This is a genomic window from Herbiconiux sp. L3-i23 (assembly GCF_023734115.1).
Classification (GTDB): Bacteria; Actinomycetota; Actinomycetes; order Actinomycetales; family Microbacteriaceae; genus Naasia.
This window is the reverse complement of sequence record NZ_AP025737.1, coordinates 1,890,615-1,910,389: the sequence shown is the minus strand read 5'-3', so window position 1 is coordinate 1,910,389 and position 19,775 is coordinate 1,890,615. Positions and strand designations below refer to the sequence as shown.

Sequence of the window (19,775 nt, the reverse complement as noted above, 5' to 3'; positions counted from 1 at the left end):
GCGCCAGAAGCGGACGTGGTGGCGCCGCGACGGGTTGCCGCGCACCTCCTGTTGGTAGGCGAAGTCCTGATTGCGGCCGAACAGCAGCAGCGGGCTGACGGGCGCCCGGTCGTAGCTTCGATGCAGCAGGGTCGACGCGACGATCCGCCATCCGCTGCGCAGCGACACGTCGTCGGCCCGCGTCCAGCCCGCCGCGAGCATGGCCTGGTGCACCTGCTCCTCGGAGCCGAGGAGCGCGACGTTCACCGGGTCGCCCAGCAGGCCGTCGCTCGTGCGGGTGCGGCCGATGAAGTAGTCGGGCACGTAGATGTCGGTGAGGATGCGGTGCAGACGGGGGAGCGCGACGTAAGCGAGCACGAGCCAGAACAGCACGTAGAACCACACCTGGCTCCAGCCCGAGTCGAAGCCCTGACGGAGCACGAGATAGGCGAGCCACACGGCGGCCGCTCCGGCGAACACGAAGAAGGCGCTGTCGAGCGTGCGGCTCACCCGGTATCGCTTCGGCGCCCGCGGCGTCGGCGCCCTGCCCGTTCTCGCCATGCGTCAGACGCTATCGGCAAGGCGGCGCGCGCCGCTCGACACGGTGGCCCGCTGCACTCCGGTCAGGCGTGGGTGATGCAGCGGGAGGCCCACGGGCGCGCGGCGAGGCGACCCTCGGCGATGGCCGCGCCGCACACCTCGCAGCGGCCGTAGTCGCCGGCGCTCAGCCGATCCAGCGCCCCGCCGATCTCGTCGAGACGCGCGAGCGCGCCGACCCGCAGGGCGTCGGCCTGTGAACGCTCGTAGGCGAGCGTGGTGCCCTCGGGGTCGTGCTCGTCGTCGTTGTTCGAATCGCGGCGGGCGTCGACGATGCCGTCGATCTCGGCTCCCAGACTGCGAAGCAACTCCCGGGTTTCGGAGCGCGCGCGGGTCAGCGCGTCGCGGGCGGCGGTCGCATCCATCCGTCGGCTCCTTCCGGGCACGCGTGCCGTGCAACACACATTCTGCGCCCGAGGTCCGACAGCGCCGAGTGGCTCCGGGCTCCGGCGGACCGGCGGAAATAGACTGCCCGCATGGTCGATCTCGTCACTCTCGGGCTGATCCTCGTGCCCGTGCTGGCCGTGGTGGCCGTCGTCTTCTTCGTGCTCTGGCTGCTGCTGCGTCGCCGGTACCGCACGATGCTCGCCGACCTCAACGCATCGGCGCGCGAGCGGATCGACCTCGAGATGCTCGTGGCCGAGCAGGGCGGGCGGCTCCGCATCATCCGCGAGCTGCACGATCTCACCCTGCACCGGGTGTCGTCGCTCGTCTCCGACGCCGAAGGAGCCCGCCTGGCGGGGGAGCGCAACCCGCAGGCGGCGGTGCGCGGTGCGATCGGCATGGGCGAGACTGCCCGGGCGATGCTCGCCGACATGCGTCGGGTCAGCACCCTGGTGCGCGACAGCGAGGCCGACATGCTGCCGCAGCCCACGCTGCGCTCGACCCGCGACCTGTTCAAGCTGATGCGCGACGCCGGCCTGTCCGTCGTCTTCGAGGAGAGCGGCGCACCCTACGACCTCGCTCCCGCGGCGGAGCTCGCCGTCTACCGCATTCTCCAGGAAGCCCTCACCAACGCGCTCAAGTACGGCGGCGACGGCACGACCGCTCGGGTCGGCTTCACCTGGACGGCGCAGGGCCTCCAGGTGCGGGTCGACGACGACGGCTTCCGCAACGCTGCTGCGCGCCGCGGCCTCGACCCGAACACGTCGACCGGGTACACGGTCGAGGACGACCTGCGCACGTTGACGCAGGAGATCGTCGGCCCCGGCATCGAGGAGATGCGCGAACGCACCGAACTGTTCGGCGGCGTCTTCAGTGCATCCCAGACGGCGGGGGTCGGGTTCTCGGTCGCCGCGGTGTTCCCCGCGCTCAAGCACCACAACGGCGTGCACGGCGTCGACCTCACCCGCGGTGGATCCCGCTGAGCCTGCCGTGGCCGACCCCGCGGTGCGGGCGGCCACACGAGCGGGCATCGCCGTCGGAGTCGCGACCGCGGCGTACGGGATCTCGTTCGGCGCGCTCTCCGTCGCCGCCGGACTCGACGTCTGGCAGACCTGCGTCCTCAGCCTGCTGATGTTCACCGGCGGGTCGCAGTTCGCGCTCGTCGGCGTCATCGCGAGCGGCGGGGCGGCGGCCGGGGGATCGGCCATCGCGGGCGCCGCGCTGCTCGGGGCGCGAAACGCGCTGTACGGCATCCGCACGAAGCCTATCGTCGGCGGTGGATTCTGGAAGCAGGTCGCCGCGGCCTGGCTCACGATCGACGAGTCGACGGCGGTGGCGAGCGCGCAGCCGACGCCGCGGAGTCGTCGGCGGGGCTTCTGGGTCACCGGGCTCGCCGTCTTCCTCGGCTGGAACCTGACGACGTTGATCGGCGCACTGCTCGGTGATGCGCTCGGCGACGTGCGCGCATGGGGGCTCGACGCCGCCGCCGGGGCCGCCTTCCTCGGGCTGCTCTGGCCGAGGCTGAAGCGCCTGCAGCCGGTCGTCGTCGCCATCGGTGCCGCGGTGGTCGCGACGGTGCTCACGCCGTGGCTGCCGCCCGGGCTGCCCGTGCTCGTCGCCGCGGTAACCGCGATCGTCGTCGGGCTGACGAACTGGTTCGGCCGACGGTCGACGAGCGAGGGGAGTGCGGCGTGACCCTGTGGCAGATCGTGCTGCTGGCGTCCATCGCCTGCCTCGCCCTCAAGCTGCTCGGCTATCTGGTGCCGGCATCGGTGCTCGCGAAGCCGGCGACGGCGCGGACGGCGGAGCTGCTGACCGTGGCTCTGCTCGCAGCGCTCATCGCCGTCCAGACGCTCGGCTCGGGTCAGGCGATCGAGGCGGACGCCCGCATCCCGGCGCTCGGCGTCGCCGCCATCCTCTTCGCCCTGCGAGTCCCATTCGTGCTGGTCGTCCTGGCGGCAGCGGCGGTCGCAGCCCTGATCCGCCTTCTCACCTGACCTCTACCCCCGCGAGCGCGGTGTGTTGCTCCGAGCGCGGGTGTCTAAACACCAGCGCTGGGAGCAACACACCGCGCTCGCAGGGGTGAGGCGGTGAAGATGGGTCAGCCTTCGAGGTCGTCGATGCCCGGGGTCCAGAAGTTGCCGTCGATGCCCCACCCCGCTTTCCGGATGACCTTCGCGGCGCGGCGGGCGTAGAGGAAGTCGAGGCGGTCGACGTAGAGCACGCCGTCGAGGTGGTCGTACTCGTGTTGGAAGATGCGGGCGAACCAGCCCTCGGCCTCGATCTCGAACGGGTTCTGATCGAGGTCCACGGCGCGCAGGATGGCCCTGTCGGCGCGCACCAGCGGGAAGCGCTCGCCCGGCACGGAGAGGCAGCCCTCGGCCTCGGAGTCCTCGTCGGCTTCGTGCGTGGGCGTCGGCGAGAGCCACAGCTCGGGGTTGATGGCGACGCCGCGCCGCTCGGTGCCGTCGTCGTCGGGATAGTTGTAGACGAACAGCCGCAACGGCACGCCCACCTGAGGGGCGGCGAGGCCGACGCCCGGAGCGGCGAGCATCGTCTCGTACATGTCGGAGACGAGGGTGCGCAGCTCGTCGTCGAAGACGGTGACGGGACGTGCGGGTTCGTGCAGCACCGGGTCACCGGTGATGCGGATGGGAAGGATCGCCATAGCGGCCTAACCCTAGCGAAAGACCGCCTGTAATAAGGTCGAGGGCGTGACGCCGGACCTGAACGACATCTCCGAGCAGATCATCCGTCAGTCGACGCAGTGGATCGGCATCCCGATCGCCCTCGTCGGCGCCGTCTTCCTCAGCCTCGGCGCCCAGTTCCAGCATCGCGGCGTCGCGAAGATGGAGGCGAAGAAGGGCGAGACCCTCGGCGGCCTGTCGGTCGCGCAGATCCTCGCGCTGATCCAGCGTCCGTCGTGGGTGTTCGGCACCCTGATGCTGGGACTCGCCATCGTCTTGCAACTGACGAGTCTCGGTTTCGCGCCGCTCATCGTCGTGCAGCCGCTCGGCGCGATCGCGCTCGTGATCACCGCGATCCTCAACGCCCGCGTGACGCACACGCGCCTCAATCGACGCACGGTTCGGGCGATTGCGCTCTGCGTCGGCGGCGTCGCCCTGTTCGTCACGATCGCGGCGCTCACCGCCATCGAGCAGACCATCACCGACGGGCACCTCATCACGATCCTCATCGTGCTGGGCGTCGTACTCGTCGCCTTCGCCCTCGCGTTCGGATTCTTCCGGCACCGGTTCCGGGCGATCTTCTACATCATCGGCGCCGGCGTGCTCTACGGCTTCGTCGCGACCCTCGCGAAGGTCGTCATCAACCGGGTCATCCAGGGCGACTTCGAGTGGCTGACCCTCACCTGCCTCGCCGCACTGCTACTCGCGGCAGGACTCGGGGCCTACTTTGTTCAGACCGCGTACTCGTCGGGCCCGCCCGACCTCGTGATCGCGGGCCTCACCGTCGTCGATCCGATGGTCGCCGTCGGGATCGGCATCATCGTGCTCGGCGAGGCGTCGCAAGCGCCGTGGTGGGCGGTTCCCGCATTCATCGTCGCCGGCGCGATCGCCGTGTTCGGCGTCTTCGATCTCGCACGCCACCATCCGCAGATCAAGCGCTGATCGACGCCGCTTTTCCCGCCACGCGGCCCGGCGGGTCGCCGGATGGGGGCCATGGGCTACCGTGGAGGGGATCGCCCCCCCCCGATACCGCGTGACGCGCGGGCCGCTCAGCAGAGCCGCGACGAGCGTCGAGTACGCATTGTGAGGAAGACCATCGACGCCCCACTCGATCCGACGAACGAGACGCAGGAGCCCACGAAGCTCACCGTCCTGATCGTCTGCGACACCTTCGCCCCCGACGTGAACGGCGCGGCGAACTTCGCTGTCCGCCTCGCCGCCGGCCTGTCGGAGCGCGGACACGACGTGCACGTCATGGCGCAGTCGCACAACAACCGTCGCACGGTGAAGAAGGAAGAGCACGGGGGTGCCCGCTTCACGGTGCACCGCGACCTCAGCATGCGCTGGCCCTGGCACGACTGGCTGCGCTTCCCGTACCCGTGGCGGCTGCGCGCGAACGCCCGGCGCACACTCGACCTCGTGAAGCCCGACGTCGTGCACATCCAGTCGCACATCATGGCGGGCCGCGGCGCCTCGACCGAGGCGCAGAACGCCGGCGTCCGTCTCGTGGCGACCAACCACTTCATGCCCGAGAACCTGATCGAGCACACCGGCATCCTGCCCCGCTTCATCTGGCCGCTCGCCATCAAGCTCACCTGGAAGGACGCGGAGCGGGTGCTGCGCAAGTCGGCGGCCGTCACCACCCCGACCCGCAAGGCCGCGCTCTACCTCGAGCAGATGACGGGACTCACCGGGGTCAACGCGATCTCGTGCGGCATCCGCGCCTCCGACTACACGCCGAACTTCGAGCCGCGCACCGAGAACCGCATCGTGTTCACCGGACGCGTCACCGGCGAGAAGCAGATCGACAAGCTGATCGAGGCGGTCTCCATGCTTCCGGCCGATCTCGACACTAAGCTCGACATCATCGGCGGCGGCGACCAGCTGAAGAACCTGCAGGCCCTCGCCGAGAAGCTCGGGGTCGCCGATCGCGTGATCTTCCACGGCCGGGTGAGCGACGCGAAGCTGCGCCGCACCCTCACCCAGGCGACGGTATTCGCGATGCCCTCCATCGCGGAGCTGCAGAGCATCGCGACGATGGAGGCGATGGCCTCCGCCCTGCCGGTGGTCGCCGCCGACGCGATGGCGCTGCCGCATCTCGTGCACGACGGCGAGAACGGCTATCTGTTCCCGCCCGACGATGTGCAGGCGCTCGCCGACCGGCTCGAGCAGGTGCTGCGTCTGCCCGAGGACGAGCTCAACGTGATGAAGAACGCGTCGCTGCGACTCATCGAGCCGCACGACATCGAGACGACCCTCGACGTGTTCGAGCAGCTCTACCGCGGGGAGCAGATCGACGACCCGGTCACCGAGGTGCCGCCGCTGTCGGCGAAGCTGCGCGAGCAGTTCCGCTCGCTGCGCCGCCGCGCCCGCGAGGCCCTCGAGTCCGACCACGCCTGAGGTCCGACCCCGCTACTGGTGGGTGCACGGATCAGGAGTTCATGCGCCGATCAGGAGAAGTGGCCGGATTGGTCCTGATCCGTGTGCGAGTTGCCCGGTTTCGGGTGCAAACTCCTGATCCGTGCACACGACCGGCGGGCACCCGGGCTAGGGGAGTAGCGGCCCGCCCTGCTCGGTGAGAGCCAGCAGCAGTCCACGCCCGTGCGCGAGCAACTCGTCGTCGATGGTCGGATCCCAGCTCACCGCGCCCGCGAACCCCTCGGCCGCGCTGCGCACGATGAGCACACGGTCGGGATGCAGACCGTCTTCGGCGAAGAACCGATCCCAGCGTTCCGCGTCCGCGCGGAGGAGGTCGTCCATGCCCTCGATCTTCAGCACACTCCAGAATTCGCTGTAGTGGAAGACGTCGCGCACGTCGTCGTTGTCGGAGAAGACGGCGCGGATGTATCCGCGGAGCGCCTTGCCGGGGTGGTTCTCGGCCAGGTCGATGTGGTCGCGCGCCAGCCGGTGCAGTCGGTCGAGGGTGTCTTCGACCACCGCGATGAGGAGCACCTCGCGCGACGGGAAGTGATGCAGTAGTCCACTCTTCGACACCTGCGCCTCGTTCGCGATCTCGCCGATCGCCGCCCCGGTGCCGCTTCGGCGCAGCACAGCGCGGGCCGAGTCGAGGATCGCGCGTCGTGTGCGCTCGGTGTTGCGAGAGGGGCGATCGTCAGTGCTCACCTCCCCATTCTCTGCGCATCAACCGAGAAATCAAACGACCCGGTCGGTAATACCGACCAACTGGTCGGTAAGCTGATCGGGTGACATCGACCTCCCGCACCGAAATCCCTTCCCTCGCGGGTGCCCGTGAGTGGACCGCCCTCGCCGTCGTGACCCTCGCGGTCGTGCTTCTGGCGATCGACGGCACGGTGCTCGCCCTCGCCGTGCCTTCGCTGACCGCGGCCCTCGATCCCACGGCGACGCAGATCCTCTGGATCGGCGACATCTATTCGTTCGCCCTCGCCGGTCTGCTCGTGACGATGGGCAACGTCGCCGACCGCTTCGGCCGCAAGCGTCTCCTGCTCATCGGGGCCGCGGGCTTCGGCATCGCCTCAGTGATCGCCGCCTTCGCCCCGACACCTGAACTGCTCATCGCCGCTCGCGTGCTGCTCGGTGTCAGCGGGGCGACGCTCATGCCGTCGACGCTGTCGATCATCCGCAACCTGTTCTCGGACTCGCGGCAGCGGACGAGAGCGATCGCCGTCTGGTCGGCCGGCGCGACCGGCGGGGCCGCGGTCGGCCCGCTCGTCGGCGGGGCGCTGCTCGAGCACTTCTGGTGGGGATCCGTCTTCCTCATCAACGTCCCGGTCGTTGTGGTCCTGCTGATCGCAGGCGGGCTCGTGATCCCCGAGTCGAAGAATCCGGCACGCCCTCGCATCGACCTCTTCAGTGCGGCGCTGTCGATGCTGGCGATCGTGCCCGTGGTCTACGCCATCAAGACCGTCGCGTCCGACGGCGTCACCGTCGCCGCCGTCGTCGCACTCGTGGTCGGTGTGGCGAGCGGTGTGTTCTTCGTCCGCCGTCAGCGTCGCCTCGCGGAGCCGCTGATCGACATCCGTCTCTTCTCGAATCCGGCCTTCAGTGGCGCGGTCGTGGCGAACACGATGGCGATCTTCGCGTTCATCGGGATGCTCTTCTTCTTCTCGCAGTACCTCCAGCTCGTGCGCGGGCTGAGCCCACTGCAGGCCGGCCTCACCGAGCTGCCCGCCACCATCGCCTCGCTGCTGGTCATCGCGATCGTCGGGATGCTCGTGTCGCGCCTCGGACGCGGGCCAACCATCGCCGCGGGCCTCGCCGTGGCTGCTCTCGGCATGGGCCTGCTCGCGGTGGGCGAAGCGATGCCCGGGTTGGTCTGGCTGATCGCCGCGCTGGTCGTGATCGGGTTTGGCAGCGGGGTCGCGATGACGGTCTCCACCGACGCCGTCATGTCCGCGGTGCCGCCGCAGCGGGCGGGAGCGGCCTCCGCGATCTCGGAGACCGGCTACGAACTCGGTGTCGCCCTGGGCATCGCGGTGCTCGGGTCGATCCAGACTGCGACCTACCGTGCAGGCTTGAACCTGCCGTCGGACTTCGACGCCGACGCTTCCGCCCGCGTGAGTGAATCGCTGGCGTCGGCCGACCGGTTCCTCGCGGGCGGGGGAGCGGCGGCGGAGGCCGTGCTCGCCCAGGCGCAGGAGGCATTCACGTCCGGCATGCAGATCGCCGCCATCATCGCCGCGGTGCTCACCGCCATCGCTGCGGTCGTGGCGTGGCGCGTCATCCCGGCCGGCCGCGACCGAGTCGCAGTGGACCACTGACCGAGGTCCTTACGCTGCGCCTCAGTCGCTGCCCGGTGCGCTGAGCCGAGCCGCGGGTCGCCGCCGGGTATGGTTTCCTCGTCGCGACTGACGCATTGGAAGCGGCACGGGGCGGTAGCTCAGCTGGTTAGAGCAGTGGACTCATAATCCATCGGTCACGGGTTCAAGTCCCGTCCGCCCTACCAAGTAATCACTGGAAGTAGGGCTCTCAGCGCCGAGGGTGCAGCGGCTTAACCACTCCAAGCCCCCTCCGAGCTGCTGCTACCGTTCGGGTCGTGGACTTGGATCTCTTCTGGGCATGGACCGGCGACTCGACCGTCTGGGACTGGATCAGGACCGGCTTGGCCGCATAGGTCGGTGCTGTGGTCGGTGGCGTGTTCACCCTGCTCGGACAAGCCCGCCAAGCGGAGGCCCAGCGAAAGATGCAAACAGAGCAGTTCAGCGCCGAAGAGAAGTCGGCGCTCGGTCGGTGGGAACGCGAGCAACGCGGTCTTGCCGTAAGCGATTCACTGGAGTCGGCGACTGAGCTGTTCAAAGACTTCACCGCACTGCAGCGCTCGATACAGGCCGCGCAGCCGTCGATCAGCGACATCTTGAGCGGCGCCTCGTGGGTGCCGGTTTGGCGACAGATGTGGACTGAAGACATGAGTCTCGACCTCGACGTCAAATCGCGCTTACTCGCAGACGACGACGCTCGCATTGCTGTACAGCGGATAGTCCAACTTCTTGACAGCGCGTCCGACTTTGCGAAGGAGGACATGTACCCGACGCACCCGACGATCAATATGCGGCTTCGCAATATAACGGGTCATCTGACCGCCGAAGGAGTTGAGGTGGTGGGTGCCTACATCCGGCGCGTACCCCACACCTCGAACCGGCTCGAGCTGATGGTCTCGCTAGAGACGGCACGCACGGAGTATCTCCGATGGGAGGAACGAGAGATGGAGGCAGCCGAGAACTACGAGCCCGACGACGCCCCTATCCCCGGTGGCAAAGGGCCTGAACTTCCCCCGTTGCCTCAATCCGGTTAGTCAGGTAGGTATCGAGGCGGTCCATGTCGGCGTCGAAGTCGTCCTGGAAGAAGTGCAGGTACACCTTGTAGGTGGTGCTGGTGTCTGCGTGGCCGATAACCTGCGCGACGCATTCGAGCTTCATCCCCGACGCCGCGAACAGGCTCGCTGCGGTGTGCCGCAGGTCGTGGAACCGAAGCTCGGGTTGCCCGATCGCGGCGGCTGCGGGGCGGAACCGGTTCCGGTAGGAGCTCTCGTAGTCAAGTGGGCGAGCGCCGTGAGGCGGTCGTGAACCGCCCGACACGCCGCCCGAAACACCCTCCACAGATACTGACCCCTGTGGACAAACTTGTCCCCGAAGCGTTAAACCCCTGATCCTGGAGCTGGTTCCCTCCACAGAAGGCCTCGAAGGATGCGACACGCCGACCACATCATGTAGTGGTCGGCGGCAATAGCGGCGCGCATATGTAGTGTTGCTCCCGGGAAAAGGAAGACCCCGGAAGAGCAGACGCTTCTTCCATCAAACGGGGTCAGCGGCTTCCGGGGTCCAGTGTCCTTGGCGGGAACACACCAACCCTAGCCGCCCGAAGTGGTCGTGCCCCCAGAGGTACGTAACAACTTTCGAGCGGTGAAGCCGTTCCATTACGACAGTGACCGGTAAGTCCTCCTCGAAGGGCGGCAGTGGCAAGAGCCACCGCAGCGCGATCTCGGGCCGTTACGTGACCTCGAAGCAGGCCAAGGCGAGCCCGAAGACGACCGTCTCGGAGTCCCGCAAGAAGTAGCGGGACGGGGTGCGGCCTGTTCCGGCGGGCCGCACTCCTGCCGCTGTGCGACACGCCGCCGCTGTGCCGACTCCGTGTCCGCACTTTGGAGGACACTGGCGGCCACGTGGGGGCGCGACTGACGGGGAGGGTCAGATGGAAGTACAACGCATCGAGCAGATCACTAACAGTGGCGGCCAAGGGGAGATCTGGCGGGGAGCGGACGAGGACGGCACGCCTGTCGCGATCAAGTTTCTGAAGCTGCCGAACGCGATCACAAACACCGGGGCTGAGCTGAAGCGGTTCGAGCGCGAGATCGCTTGTCAGCGGCAGCTGAACCACACTGGCATCGTCGAGATCCTCGACGTTGACCTCGAAGCGGAGTTCCCGTCCTATGTGATGCCGCTCGCAGACGGATCGCTGCGGCAGGTGCTGCTCGGAAATCCCGGCGGTCTCTTCGACCACCAGGTGATCGTCACTTTCCAGAAGGTGCTGGACGCCGTCATCTACGCGCACCGGGAAGGTGTCCTGCACCGCGACCTCAAGCCGGAGAACATCTTGATGTTCGCGGGCGAGCCGAAGCTCTCGGACTTCGGCCTGGGGCGTCGGCTGCTCAGCGACAGCACCACGATCACGGTGGCGAACGTCGGGGTCGGGACCTTTGCCTACTCGTCGCCGGAGCAACTCGCAGACGCGCACGACGCCGACGCGCGAGCTGACGTGTACTCGCTCGGATGCATCCTCTTCGAGCTGCTGTGCGGGCAGGTGTGGTTCTTCAAGAGAGACGTCAACTTGGTGCCTGAGAAGTACCGGCACCTCATCCTCGTTGCCACCGATAACGACCGGAACCGGCGTCACGCCACGGTGATGGAGTTCTCCCGGCAGTTCAAGCTGGTCGCCGCTGACATCGAGCGTTTGCAGGCGCCCAGCGCCCGCGCGAAGAAGTTGCTGCGGGCGATGACGAAGGGCGTCGCCAAGTCGACCGACTACTCGGCACTGGCACGAATCCTGATGCAGCACTCCGACGATGTCGAGCTGTACAACCTCCTCATGACGGCTTCGGAGGATGCCACCTCGGAGCTGGCTCGGGTCGAACCGACTGCGTTCAAGCACATCCTCAAGTCGGTGGACCGCTACACCGATCGGCACTTCGACTTCGACTTCACCGACACGATCGGCCGCTTCCTTCTCAGGGCCTTCCATGCGACCGAAGACCTCGAAGTGCACACCGTGATCTTGAAGAGCATGATCCTGCTGGCCCATCGTCATAACCGCTACCGGGTGCGCGAGATCTTCGCCGATCTCGTCGCGGAGGTCCTGGACCAGAGCGTCTACGTTGTGGTCGTGACGAACATACTGCACGACAACTCTGCGGTGAAGGACTTCCTGCGCCCCGCCCTGAGTACTCGCTCGCTGCCACCGATCATCGCAGAGGCGCTCGCGGCCTGAACCCCCTCGAAGAACCACTCCAACTGCATCTGATCCGATCGATCCGCGTCGACCCGTAGTGACCCAGATTGACCCTCTAGATCCGTGCACTCACGGGCCAGTACGGGTCATAGATGGGCGGTGCCGGTCAGCTCGGGAACCCCTCCGAGCCGCTCTCATATTCATCGGTCACGGGTTCAAGTCCCGTCCGCCCACAAAGGTTCGCACCGTGCCGGCGTCGACTCCGTGCCGACTGGCACTAGGGGTGCGCGACGGCGATTGCTAGCATCGCTTATGGCGCCGAAGCCAGCTTCCACGAGAGCACCGAGTGCTCCTCCGAGGGATGACGGCGGCCTGCGGTGACCAGGGGGCGGCCACACGTCGACGGCCCACTCAGCGGCCGGAACGTGCTCGTTCCTGGACGGGACCGGTACCTCGATCTGCTGCGCGCCATCGCGCTGGTCCGCGTCGTCGCCTTCCACACCTTCTATCAGGCCGTCTGGCTGTCGGTGATCTTCCCCTCGATCGGCGTCATGTTCGCCCTCGCGGGAGCGCTGATGGCGCGCTCACTCGATCGGCCGACCGGGCAGGTCTTCAAGAGCAGGATGAAGCGTCTGCTGCTGCCCCTCTGGCTGTACAGCGCAGTCGTCGTGGGGGTGCTCGTCCTACAAGGGTGGCGCCCGGACGCCGGCGACGTGGGCGGCTGGTGGCTTCAGCTCACGCTGTGGTTCCTGCCGATCGGCGACCCTCCGTTCCCGGTCGTTGAGCTCGACTCGCCGCTCGCGTGGGGCGAGATCGCAGTGATCCACCTCTGGTACATCCGTGCCTACTTCTGGTTCGTCCTGCTCTCGCCCCTCATGCTCGCGGCGTTCAAACGGCTGCCGTTCGTCGCTCTCGCGGCCCCGCTCGCCCTCATCGCCGCACTCGAGTTCGGCCTCATCCCCATCCAGGGGCCGGTTGCGTCGGTCGTCTACGACTTCGCCACCTTCGGTGCGTGCTGGATGCTCGGCTTCGCCTACCAGCGAGGCGTCCTGCACTCACTGCGCAGAGTCCCCACTGTTCTCGTCGCGCTCGCGATCATGGCCGTGGGTCTCGGCTGGGCGGCAGGGCACTCCGGTGATGCGGGCTGGGATCTCGGCCAGATTCCGCTCGCACAGGCGCTGTGGTCGTTCGGATTCGTGGCGCTGCTGCTGCGGATCTCGCCGTCGTGGTCTGCGCTGCCGGGATTCCTGCGTCCCTTCGACGGATTCATCACTCTCATCAACAACCGAGCGATCACCGTCTACCTCTGGCATATCCCCCTCCTGGTGGCGGTCGTTCCCCTGATCGACCTCTTGTGGCAGGTGCCGTTCCTCGCCGAAGGGATGCCGTGGCTCATCGAGAGTCAGTGGCTTCAATTCGCCGCTGTCTGGGTTCTGCTCGGTCTCGTGATCCTCGCTATCGGCTGGGTGGAGGATTTGGCCGCAAGCCGGCCGCTGAGGCTTTGGCCCGACGGCAGGAGGCGGAATGCATCCGCACGACGGCTTTCGGCGCAGTCCTCCGCGCCGCCGCTCGGCGCCGCAGATCAGAGGCGCACGTCGCCCGAAGGCGCCGCCGAGACCCCGGATCGTCCTGGAGACGGGTCCTGAGGAGTCCCATCCGCCCTACGACGAACGGTCTCGCGGGTCTCGGCCGACGGTCAGGCGCAACCGGTGGTTTCCAGGTCGGGAGCGCCGATCCATAAGACTGTCGTCCAGTCGTCGGACTCTCTCGCGATCACCGCGGTCCGGCCGTAACCCTCCATGCCGGAGCTTGCGGAGAGCTCGACGGGCGAACCCTGACAGGCGAAGGCGGCGCTGTCCGGGTCGTCACTGATCAGCTGCCAAGAGTCACCCGCCTGCTGCCCGTCGACGGAGCTGAGCCACACCGACCCCTCCGCCGGCCCGATGAATCGGACGCGGAACCTCGGGTTTGCGAGCGTGTAAGGGATGTCGACCCATCGATCGGTGCGCACTCCCTCCTCGATCAGGACGTTCCCCCACGCGTGAGTGACACCCGGCGGGAAGTGCGAGTTACCGGCGATCGGCTCGTCGACTGGCGGGCGGCCGAATAGGGCGGTGAGCGCGGCGACCACCTGCCCAGGATCGGTCATGTAGTCGAATGTCTCGACCACGGATCCGCTGCTGCGGAACTCCAGTACTTCCGGCCGAACGACGAGACCATCCACCGTGGGCTGGGCCGCGGCGGTAGGCGTCGCTGTGACGGTCGGAGTCGGAGTGGTCGTTCGTTGCGGCCCGGCCGTCGTCGGCGCAGGCTGAGGTGTCGCGGTGCATCCGGCGATGGCGAGCGCGGTGAGCAGGGGCACCGCGATGAATGCGGTCGATCGGAGTCGCATGCAACGAATTCTGGCAGTCGACGCGGTTGCGACGCGGCGGCCACGCCCGGACCCTGCGGGCCGCTCGATGGCTGGGACGCAGGTCTCGTTCTTCGGAGGAGGTTTCCTCGGGTCTGAGGATCAGCTGGAAGTCGCCTGACCCGACGGACGCTGGATGCGATAGTGGAACGCAGCGGCACACGGAGCTACCAGAACGTGAGACCGAGCGCCGACTCCTCGATTCAGCGGCGAACAGACGGGAACGCGTGAGCTCACCGGCAGACTTCCTCTCCCGCCCGATCAGCCGTCGCGCCATGCTCGGCGGCGACGAAGTGCCCGCCGCACCCTAGGCTGGTGCAGGCGGCAGCCCAGCCGCAGCGAGTGCGCGAGCCGACCGGAGATGAACGCGATGATGCGTCAGCCCTTGACCGCCGGCACGGCAGATGCGCCGCTCGAGGTGGCGTTGGACACGGATATCGGCAGCGATGTCGACGACCTACTCGCTCTCGCCGTGATCCTCGGATCCCCCGAGCTCGACCTCAAGACGGTCGCCACCGTATACGGAGACACGGCGCTCCGGGCGCGGATCGTCGCGAAGATGTTCGCCGAGGCCGGACGGCCCGCGCCACTGATCGTCGCCGGGCTCTCCGACACTCGATCGGGACGCGAGGTGTGGTGGCCCGGCCACGAAGGGTCGACGATCGTCGACCTGGCCGCGCAGGCCTACGACGCCGACCGCGACGCGGTGCTCGACCTCGCCGCGAGCGCATCCGTCGTTCCCATCGGCCCGCTCACGAACATCGCCGCCGCGATCGAAACCCCCGAGTGCCGCATCGCCCGGATCGTCATGATGGGCGGTGCGTTCGACGGTCGCACGGAGCACAACATCCGCTCCGACGTCGACGCCGCCGACGTCGTCTTCCGGTCCGCGATCCCGCTCGTCACGGTCGGGATCGAGCAGACCGAGCGCGTCCGCTTCACCGAGGCCGAACTCGACGGTCTCGCTGGCCCGCTGGGGTCGCTACTCGACGGTGAGGTGCGCCGCTACTGGTCGTTCGCGGAGCAGGAGTGGAACACCCCGCACGATCCGGTCGCCGTCGTGATGCTCGCCTCGCCCGAGCTGTTCGGATTCGAGCGCGGCACCATCACTGTGGTGCGCGGGGGAGAGGGCGCCGGCGTCACCCGCTTCGAGCCCGACCCGGCCGGGCCGCACCACATCGTCACCGATTTCGACGTCGACGCGGTCTCACGCGAGATCGTCGCGCGCATCCGGACGGCGTGCGAGGCGTCCGCCCGCAGACGCGACCGGAGCCCGAGCCCTGCGACACGGAGTTCGAGGGGACGGCGATCAGTCGACGTCGAGGACGGTCTTGAATGCGCCGTACTCGCGCGGGTCGGCGAAGACGGCCGGCAGCTGGTCGAAGGTGACCCGGCCGTCCACCAGCAGTGACGGGCGCACGACGCCGTGGGCACTGAGACGCTGAGCGCGATCGATCCAGCGCATGACGTTCTCGGGGTCGCGGTGATGCAGGTTGAGCACTCGCAGCGCCTTGTAGTTCCACCCCTCCATCGGCACGGTGCGCACTCCGCCGCCGGACTGGTGGAAGCCCATGATGCCGAGGGTCCCCTCCAGCTCGGTCAGGTCGCCCGCGAGCTCGAGACCCGCTGCGGCACCGGTCGCCTCGATCACGACGGGAGCGCCATCCGGGAAATAGGCGCGCGCGTCGTCGGGATGCAGGACGACCTCGGCCCCCCACTCCGTCGCCCGCTCCCGTCCGGCGTCGCGCGGCTCGATCACGATGACTCGATGTCCGCCGGCGACGAGCAGTCGAAGCGTCAGCAGTCCCATGAACCCGGCACCGACGAGCACCACGTGTGGCACGTGGGCAAGGTCGAGCATCTCGACGCCGCCGATCACACAGGCGAGCGGCTCGGCGAGCGCGGCGTCGACGAGGTCGCAGTCGGGGTGCAGGGGGACGATCCGGTTTCGGGGCACGACGAGTTCGGTCGCGTAGCCGTCGACCACGTAGGCGACGACCCGAGCGCCGACCTCGATGTCGTCGCTGCGCGACTCGGTGACGATTCCGGAGACCTCGTGACCGATGCGGGCCGGGAACGGTCCGCGGGCCGCGGCGACCCGGGCAGTGTCGGAGTGGCAGACGCCCACATGGGCGACCGTCACTCGAACGTGTCCGTCATCCAATCGGGGCGCTTCCGCTTCGACGATGTCGACGGTGTGCGGGCCGGTCTCGACCAGGTAGTGCAAGGAGGTTCCTTCGTTGGGGGATGTGCGGGAGAGGGTGGCAGTGCTCGACGACGAGAACGAATATCCGTCGGTCATCCTCGCAGCGCGTCCTGCAGCGCGAAGTAGGCGGGCTTCGGCTCGTAGTCCGCGGTGAACATGAGCGGCATCGCCTCGCCGAGCTCATCCCACGAGTAGCGGTCGCTGAACCCGAAGGTCGTGTACCCGGTGCAGCCGTCGACCGCGAGGCAGGCGTCCAGCACGCCGGAGTAGATGTCGGCCTGCAACTGCTCTCGGTCCTCCGAGTCGCCGTCGATGACGACGTCGAGCTCGGTGATGCGGACGTCGACGCCGAGGTCGGCGAAGCGCTGCAGGTTCTGCTGCACGCTCTCCATGTCGGGCGGGTCGGTCGACTCGATGTGGAACTGCAGGCCCACGGTGTCGATCGGCACGTCCCGCTCGAGGAAGTCCTTCACCATTGCGTAGAGGAAGTCGGATTTCGGTCCGAGCTCCTCGGCACCGGTCTCGTTGTACATCAGCTCGGCGTCGGGGTCGGCGGTGCGGGCGGCGCGGAAGGCGCGCTCGATGTGCTCCTCGCCGAGCACGTCGTTCCACACCGTGTCGGCATACTGCGGGTCTCCTCCGTCGAGCTCGGCCGGGCCCCAGATGGCCTCGTTCACGACGACCCACGTGTCGACCTGGTCGGCGTAGCGCGAGACGAGGGTGCTGATGTGCTCGTCGTAGACGTCGCCGAGCTCGTCGACGTCGCCCGACTCGGCGATCTCCATCACCCATTCGGGCAGCTCGAAGTCCCAGACGAGGAACATCCCCGTCAGGTCGAGTTCGTGAACGGTCGCGTAGTTGACACTGAGGTCTGCGGGGACGAAGAAGAAGTCCTCGTCCTCGCCGCGGGTCGTAGCCCAATAGAACTCGGTGGGGGTCGCGGCGTTGAACTGCTCACCGAGCAGCGACTCGAACTCGATGTCGTGCAGCGGCGGCCAGATGTCGAGCGCCGTGCCGATCCCGAAATCGCGTTCATCGGCCAGCTCGCGGAGCGGGGTGCCGAGATCGGAGTGGGTGGGCAGCGGCTGCGACGAGTCGAGCTCGACGAGGTCGAGGGTGGCACCCGGCTCGAGGTAGGCGTAGAAGCCGACGGCCTCGCCCGCTCCGCCGAGGGGAGCAGCGAGGTCGAGCGTGGTGATCTCCTCGTCGCCGGCGTTCACCATGACCTGCTCGCGGGTGACGGTCACGGTGAGCGGCGACGCGACATCGCCCGCGACGGCCTTCTCCTGAACCACGTCCTCTCCGGCGGTCTCCCGCGCGGTCCACGCGCCGTCGGATGCGACGATCGCGACGGCGACCCGTTCCTCGGGCTCACCGGGCCCTGCGACGACGACGCCGCTCGCAGCGTCCCCGCCCGGTTCGAAGCGCCCCGTCATCGTGACCACCTCGTCGGGGACGAATGCCGATCCCCAGATGGGCCAGACGACGGTTTCCTCCTGGTCGCTCGAGAGCGACACGGGAGCGTCCGCGACCACGATGGGGCGCAGCTCACCGCTCATGTCGGCCGGCGAGATCGGCGGCGCCGCCGACGAGCATCCGGCCACCGCGATCGTGGTGACTGCGACCAGACCTGCCGCGATGAGGCGTCGTTGCATCATCGATGATCTCCGTTCTCGTCCTGGAGGGTCAGCCTTTGAGCCCGCTCATCGCGATGCCCTGGATGAATTGACGCTGGAAGATGATGAAGATGATCACCATCGGGAGGGTGGCGATCACCGATCCTGCGAGCAGGAGTCCCCAGTCGGTCTGGTTCTTCTGGACGAACATCGCCAGGCCGAGCGGCGCGGTGAACTTCGACTCGTCGGAGAGGATGATCAGCGGCCAGAGGAAGTCCTCCCACGCCGACATGAAGGTGAAGATCGCGGTTGCGGCGAGCACGGGACGCGACAGCGGCAGCATGATCCGCAGATACACCTTGAACTCGGACGCGCCGTCGATGCGCGCCGCGTCGAGCAGCTCGTCCGGGATGCCCATCATGAATTGGCGGAGCAGGAAGATGCCGAACGCGCTCACCGCGCCGGGGAGGATGAGGCCCCAATACGAGTCGAGCATGCCGTGGCCGCCCTGTCCGAGCAGGTCATTGCCGCCGAACAACGGGAAGTGCTGCAGGATCAGGTAGTTCGGGATCATGGTGACCTGCGGCGGCACCATCATCGTCGCCAGCACGAGGATGAAGATGATGTCCCGGCCCGGGAACTTGCGCTTCGCGAAGACGAACGCAGCCAGCGAATTGAAGAACAGCTGAAGGAAGGTGACCGAGCCGGCGACGAATGTGCTGTTCAGGAACCATTGAGCGGCATTGGTCTCGGTGAAGAAGCTGATGTATCCGTCGAACGTCGGGTTCTCGGGGATCCACTTAGGAGGCCACGAGAAGATGTCGCCCGACGTCTGGAACGACGCGCTGATGAGCCAGGCGAAGGGGGCGGCGAAGATGACGCCCCCGATGATCAGGACGACGTAGATCGGCAGGTGCGCGACGCGCCGTCGCAGCGACGGCTTGCGGCCCTGCGCAGACGCCGGCTTGAGTTCGGGTTCGACGAGCGTGACGGCCATCAGTCGGTCACCTTCCTGTTGATCCGCAGCTGGATGATCGTGAACACGAGTGTGATCGCGAAGAGGGCGAAGGCGAGGGTGCTCGCGTACCCCATGTCGAAGAATTTGAAGGCGGCCTGGTAGATGTAATAGACCATCGTCGTCGTGCGCTCGACGGGGCCGCCTCGGGTCATGATGAAGATCTGAGTGAAGACCTGCAGCGACCCGATGACTCCCATCACCGCGAGGAACAGGGTGGTCGGTGCCAGCTGCGGGATGGTCACGTTGAAGAAGCGTTGGAAGGCGTTCGCCCCGTCGACCTTCGCCGCCTCGTGCAGCTCCTCCGGCACTCCCTGGAGGCCGGCGAGGTAGATCACCATCGAGAAGCCGACGCTCGCCCAGACGCTCATGAGCACGACCGCCGGCATCGCGAGGTTCTGATCCGACAGCCACAGCAGCGGCTCCCGGATGATGCCCGCCTCGAGCAGGTAGTAGTTGATGAGGCCGAAGTCGCCGTTGTAGAGCCACTTCCAGATGATCGCGACGACGACGAACGGGGTGACCTGCGGCAGGAAGAAGATCGCACGGAACAGTCCGCGGGCTCGGATCGCCTGGTTGAGCAGCAGTGCGAGGCCGAGTCCGATGATCATGCCGAGCGGCACCGAGGCGCCGGTGAAGTAGAAGGTGTTGAGCACCGAGCGCAGGAAGGTCTCGTCTCCGGCCAGTCGCGCGTAGTTGTCGAAGCCGACGAAGGGCTTCTCGGGCTCGATGATGCTCCACTCGTGGAACGTCAGATAGAACGCGAAGAGGAGAGCGAAGACGGTGAAGAGCGAGAAGATGATGAGCCCCGGAGCGAGGAAGAGATAGGCGCTCTTCTCTTTCCGCACCCGGAACCAGACGCTGTTCTGGCGGATGCGGGGAGCAGCTGAACTGCGCACCGTCTTGCGTTCCTGCTGAGGCGGAGGGGGAGTGCTACCGCTCCCATCCGGCCTTGAAGGCC

The 19,775-nt window shown here is 67.5% G+C and carries 20 protein-coding genes, 2 tRNA genes and 1 pseudogene; 13 read left to right on the top strand and 10 right to left on the bottom strand.

The window, feature by feature from the left end:
* Positions 1 to 36: 36 nt before the first annotated feature.
* Positions 37 to 540: pseudogene (locus NGH83_RS09020) on the bottom strand (LssY C-terminal domain-containing protein); the annotation flags it as partial.
* 62 nt (positions 541 to 602) lie between these two features.
* A complete protein-coding gene (locus tag NGH83_RS09015) occupies positions 603 to 941 on the bottom strand; it encodes a TraR/DksA C4-type zinc finger protein (protein ID WP_251855927.1) in 339 nt (112 codons plus the stop codon).
* A 111-nt stretch (positions 942 to 1,052) separates the two neighbouring features.
* On the opposite strand from NGH83_RS09015, the gene NGH83_RS09010 reads away from it, so the two are divergent.
* From NGH83_RS09010 to NGH83_RS09000, 3 genes are read left to right on the top strand one after another with little or no spacing between them, the layout of a single operon-like run.
* Positions 1,053 to 1,943: a sensor histidine kinase gene (locus NGH83_RS09010; RefSeq protein WP_251855926.1), complete on the top strand. Its 891-nt coding sequence runs from the start codon at positions 1,053 to 1,055 to the stop codon at positions 1,941 to 1,943.
* 7 nt (positions 1,944 to 1,950) lie between these two features.
* Positions 1,951 to 2,655, top strand: a complete 705-nt coding sequence (locus tag NGH83_RS09005; RefSeq protein ID WP_251855925.1) for an AzlC family ABC transporter permease — start codon at positions 1,951 to 1,953, stop codon at positions 2,653 to 2,655.
* Positions 2,652 to 2,957 (top strand): AzlD domain-containing protein, encoded by a 306-nt coding sequence (locus NGH83_RS09000; RefSeq protein ID WP_251855924.1) that lies wholly within the window; start codon positions 2,652 to 2,654, stop codon positions 2,955 to 2,957. The genes NGH83_RS09005 and NGH83_RS09000 overlap by 4 nt, the downstream gene beginning before the upstream one ends.
* A gap of 104 nt (positions 2,958 to 3,061) precedes the next feature.
* On the opposite strand, the gene def is transcribed toward NGH83_RS09000, so the two are convergent.
* A complete protein-coding gene (gene def, locus NGH83_RS08995; RefSeq protein ID WP_251855923.1) occupies positions 3,062 to 3,628 on the bottom strand; it encodes a peptide deformylase in 567 nt (188 codons plus the stop codon).
* A gap of 46 nt (positions 3,629 to 3,674) precedes the next feature.
* Here def and NGH83_RS08990 point away from each other — a divergent pair, with 46 nt between their 5' ends.
* Positions 3,675 to 4,589, top strand: coding sequence for a DMT family transporter (locus NGH83_RS08990; protein WP_251855922.1), 915 nt, complete (start codon positions 3,675 to 3,677; stop codon positions 4,587 to 4,589).
* A gap of 141 nt (positions 4,590 to 4,730) precedes the next feature.
* On the top strand, positions 4,731 to 6,047 hold the full coding sequence (locus tag NGH83_RS08985; RefSeq protein WP_251855921.1) for a glycosyltransferase: 1,317 nt from the start codon (positions 4,731 to 4,733) through the stop codon (positions 6,045 to 6,047).
* 147 nt (positions 6,048 to 6,194) lie between these two features.
* On the opposite strand, the gene NGH83_RS08980 is transcribed toward NGH83_RS08985, so the two are convergent.
* On the bottom strand, positions 6,195 to 6,770 hold the full coding sequence (locus tag NGH83_RS08980; RefSeq protein ID WP_251855920.1) for a TetR/AcrR family transcriptional regulator: 576 nt from the start codon (positions 6,768 to 6,770) through the stop codon (positions 6,195 to 6,197).
* 80 nt (positions 6,771 to 6,850) lie between these two features.
* Here NGH83_RS08980 and NGH83_RS08975 point away from each other — a divergent pair, with 80 nt between their 5' ends.
* The 3 genes from NGH83_RS08975 (at position 6,851) to NGH83_RS08965 (ending at position 9,417) form a co-directional block, all read left to right on the top strand.
* Positions 6,851 to 8,386 carry an MFS transporter gene (locus NGH83_RS08975; protein ID WP_251855919.1) on the top strand — a complete coding sequence of 512 codons (1,536 nt, stop codon included), beginning with the start codon at positions 6,851 to 6,853 and terminating at the stop codon, positions 8,384 to 8,386.
* Positions 8,387 to 8,494: 108 nt separating this feature from the next.
* Positions 8,495 to 8,571: transfer RNA gene (locus NGH83_RS08970), tRNA-Ile, on the top strand.
* Between the two features lie 177 nt (positions 8,572 to 8,748).
* Positions 8,749 to 9,417, top strand: a complete 669-nt coding sequence (locus NGH83_RS08965) for a hypothetical protein (protein ID WP_251855918.1) — start codon at positions 8,749 to 8,751, stop codon at positions 9,415 to 9,417.
* Here the strand turns inward: NGH83_RS08965 and NGH83_RS15340 are convergent.
* The gene (locus tag NGH83_RS15340; protein WP_371872796.1) at positions 9,365 to 9,700 is read right to left on the bottom strand and encodes a tyrosine-type recombinase/integrase; all 336 of its coding nucleotides are present in this window, start codon (positions 9,698 to 9,700) and stop codon (positions 9,365 to 9,367) included. The genes NGH83_RS08965 and NGH83_RS15340 overlap by 53 nt on opposite strands.
* Before the next feature lie 346 nt (positions 9,701 to 10,046).
* On the opposite strand from NGH83_RS15340, the gene NGH83_RS15275 reads away from it, so the two are divergent.
* The 4 genes from NGH83_RS15275 (at position 10,047) to NGH83_RS08950 (ending at position 13,213) form a co-directional block, all read left to right on the top strand.
* A complete protein-coding gene (locus NGH83_RS15275) occupies positions 10,047 to 10,178 on the top strand; it encodes a hypothetical protein (RefSeq protein WP_256470096.1) in 132 nt (43 codons plus the stop codon).
* Between the two features lie 135 nt (positions 10,179 to 10,313).
* The gene (locus NGH83_RS08960) at positions 10,314 to 11,606 is read left to right on the top strand and encodes a serine/threonine-protein kinase (RefSeq protein WP_251855917.1); all 1,293 of its coding nucleotides are present in this window, start codon (positions 10,314 to 10,316) and stop codon (positions 11,604 to 11,606) included.
* A gap of 114 nt (positions 11,607 to 11,720) precedes the next feature.
* A tRNA-OTHER gene (locus NGH83_RS08955) sits at positions 11,721 to 11,801 on the top strand.
* Positions 11,802 to 11,992: 191 nt separating this feature from the next.
* Positions 11,993 to 13,213 (top strand): acyltransferase, encoded by a 1,221-nt coding sequence (locus tag NGH83_RS08950; RefSeq protein WP_251855916.1) that lies wholly within the window; start codon positions 11,993 to 11,995, stop codon positions 13,211 to 13,213.
* Positions 13,214 to 13,263: 50 nt separating this feature from the next.
* Here NGH83_RS08950 and NGH83_RS08945 read toward each other — a convergent pair whose 3' ends face one another.
* Positions 13,264 to 13,959, bottom strand: coding sequence for a hypothetical protein (locus NGH83_RS08945; protein WP_251855915.1), 696 nt, complete (start codon positions 13,957 to 13,959; stop codon positions 13,264 to 13,266).
* A 388-nt stretch (positions 13,960 to 14,347) separates the two neighbouring features.
* Between NGH83_RS08945 and NGH83_RS08940 the strand changes: the two genes are divergently transcribed.
* Positions 14,348 to 15,388, top strand: a complete 1,041-nt coding sequence (locus tag NGH83_RS08940; protein WP_251855914.1) for a nucleoside hydrolase — start codon at positions 14,348 to 14,350, stop codon at positions 15,386 to 15,388.
* Here the strand turns inward: NGH83_RS08940 and NGH83_RS08935 are convergent.
* From NGH83_RS08935 to NGH83_RS08920, 4 genes are read right to left on the bottom strand one after another with little or no spacing between them, the layout of a single operon-like run.
* A complete protein-coding gene (locus tag NGH83_RS08935) occupies positions 15,287 to 16,279 on the bottom strand; it encodes a zinc-binding dehydrogenase (RefSeq protein WP_251855913.1) in 993 nt (330 codons plus the stop codon). The two genes, NGH83_RS08940 and NGH83_RS08935, sit on opposite strands and share 102 nt — an antisense overlap.
* Complete coding sequence (locus NGH83_RS08930) at positions 16,276 to 17,841, bottom strand: endo-1,4-beta-xylanase (protein ID WP_251855912.1); 1,566 nt, start codon at positions 17,839 to 17,841, stop codon at positions 16,276 to 16,278. The genes NGH83_RS08935 and NGH83_RS08930 overlap by 4 nt, the downstream gene beginning before the upstream one ends.
* Before the next feature lie 28 nt (positions 17,842 to 17,869).
* Positions 17,870 to 18,796: a carbohydrate ABC transporter permease gene (locus NGH83_RS08925; protein WP_251855911.1), complete on the bottom strand. Its 927-nt coding sequence runs from the start codon at positions 18,794 to 18,796 to the stop codon at positions 17,870 to 17,872.
* The gene (locus NGH83_RS08920; protein WP_251855910.1) at positions 18,796 to 19,713 is read right to left on the bottom strand and encodes a carbohydrate ABC transporter permease; all 918 of its coding nucleotides are present in this window, start codon (positions 19,711 to 19,713) and stop codon (positions 18,796 to 18,798) included. The genes NGH83_RS08925 and NGH83_RS08920 overlap by 1 nt, the downstream gene beginning before the upstream one ends.
* Positions 19,714 to 19,775 lie beyond the last annotated feature (62 nt).

Excerpts from the sequence above, each read along its gene's own strand:
- NGH83_RS09015 (WP_251855927.1), bottom strand. The coding sequence starts at position 941 with ATGGATGCGACCGCCGCCCGCGACGCGCTGACCCGCGCGCGCTCCGAA.
- NGH83_RS08945 (WP_251855915.1), bottom strand. The coding sequence starts at position 13,959 with ATGCGACTCCGATCGACCGCATTCATCGCGGTGCCCCTGCTCACCGCG.
- NGH83_RS08940 (WP_251855914.1), top strand. The coding sequence starts at position 14,348 with ATGATGCGTCAGCCCTTGACCGCCGGCACGGCAGATGCGCCGCTCGAG.
- NGH83_RS08960 (WP_251855917.1), top strand. The coding sequence starts at position 10,314 with ATGGAAGTACAACGCATCGAGCAGATCACTAACAGTGGCGGCCAAGGG.
- def (WP_251855923.1), bottom strand. The coding sequence starts at position 3,628 with ATGGCGATCCTTCCCATCCGCATCACCGGTGACCCGGTGCTGCACGAA.
- NGH83_RS08935 (WP_251855913.1), bottom strand. The coding sequence starts at position 16,279 with ATGACCGACGGATATTCGTTCTCGTCGTCGAGCACTGCCACCCTCTCC.
- NGH83_RS08930 (WP_251855912.1), bottom strand. The coding sequence starts at position 17,841 with ATGATGCAACGACGCCTCATCGCGGCAGGTCTGGTCGCAGTCACCACG.
- NGH83_RS08925 (WP_251855911.1), bottom strand. The coding sequence starts at position 18,796 with ATGGCCGTCACGCTCGTCGAACCCGAACTCAAGCCGGCGTCTGCGCAG.
- NGH83_RS09010 (WP_251855926.1), top strand. The coding sequence starts at position 1,053 with ATGGTCGATCTCGTCACTCTCGGGCTGATCCTCGTGCCCGTGCTGGCC.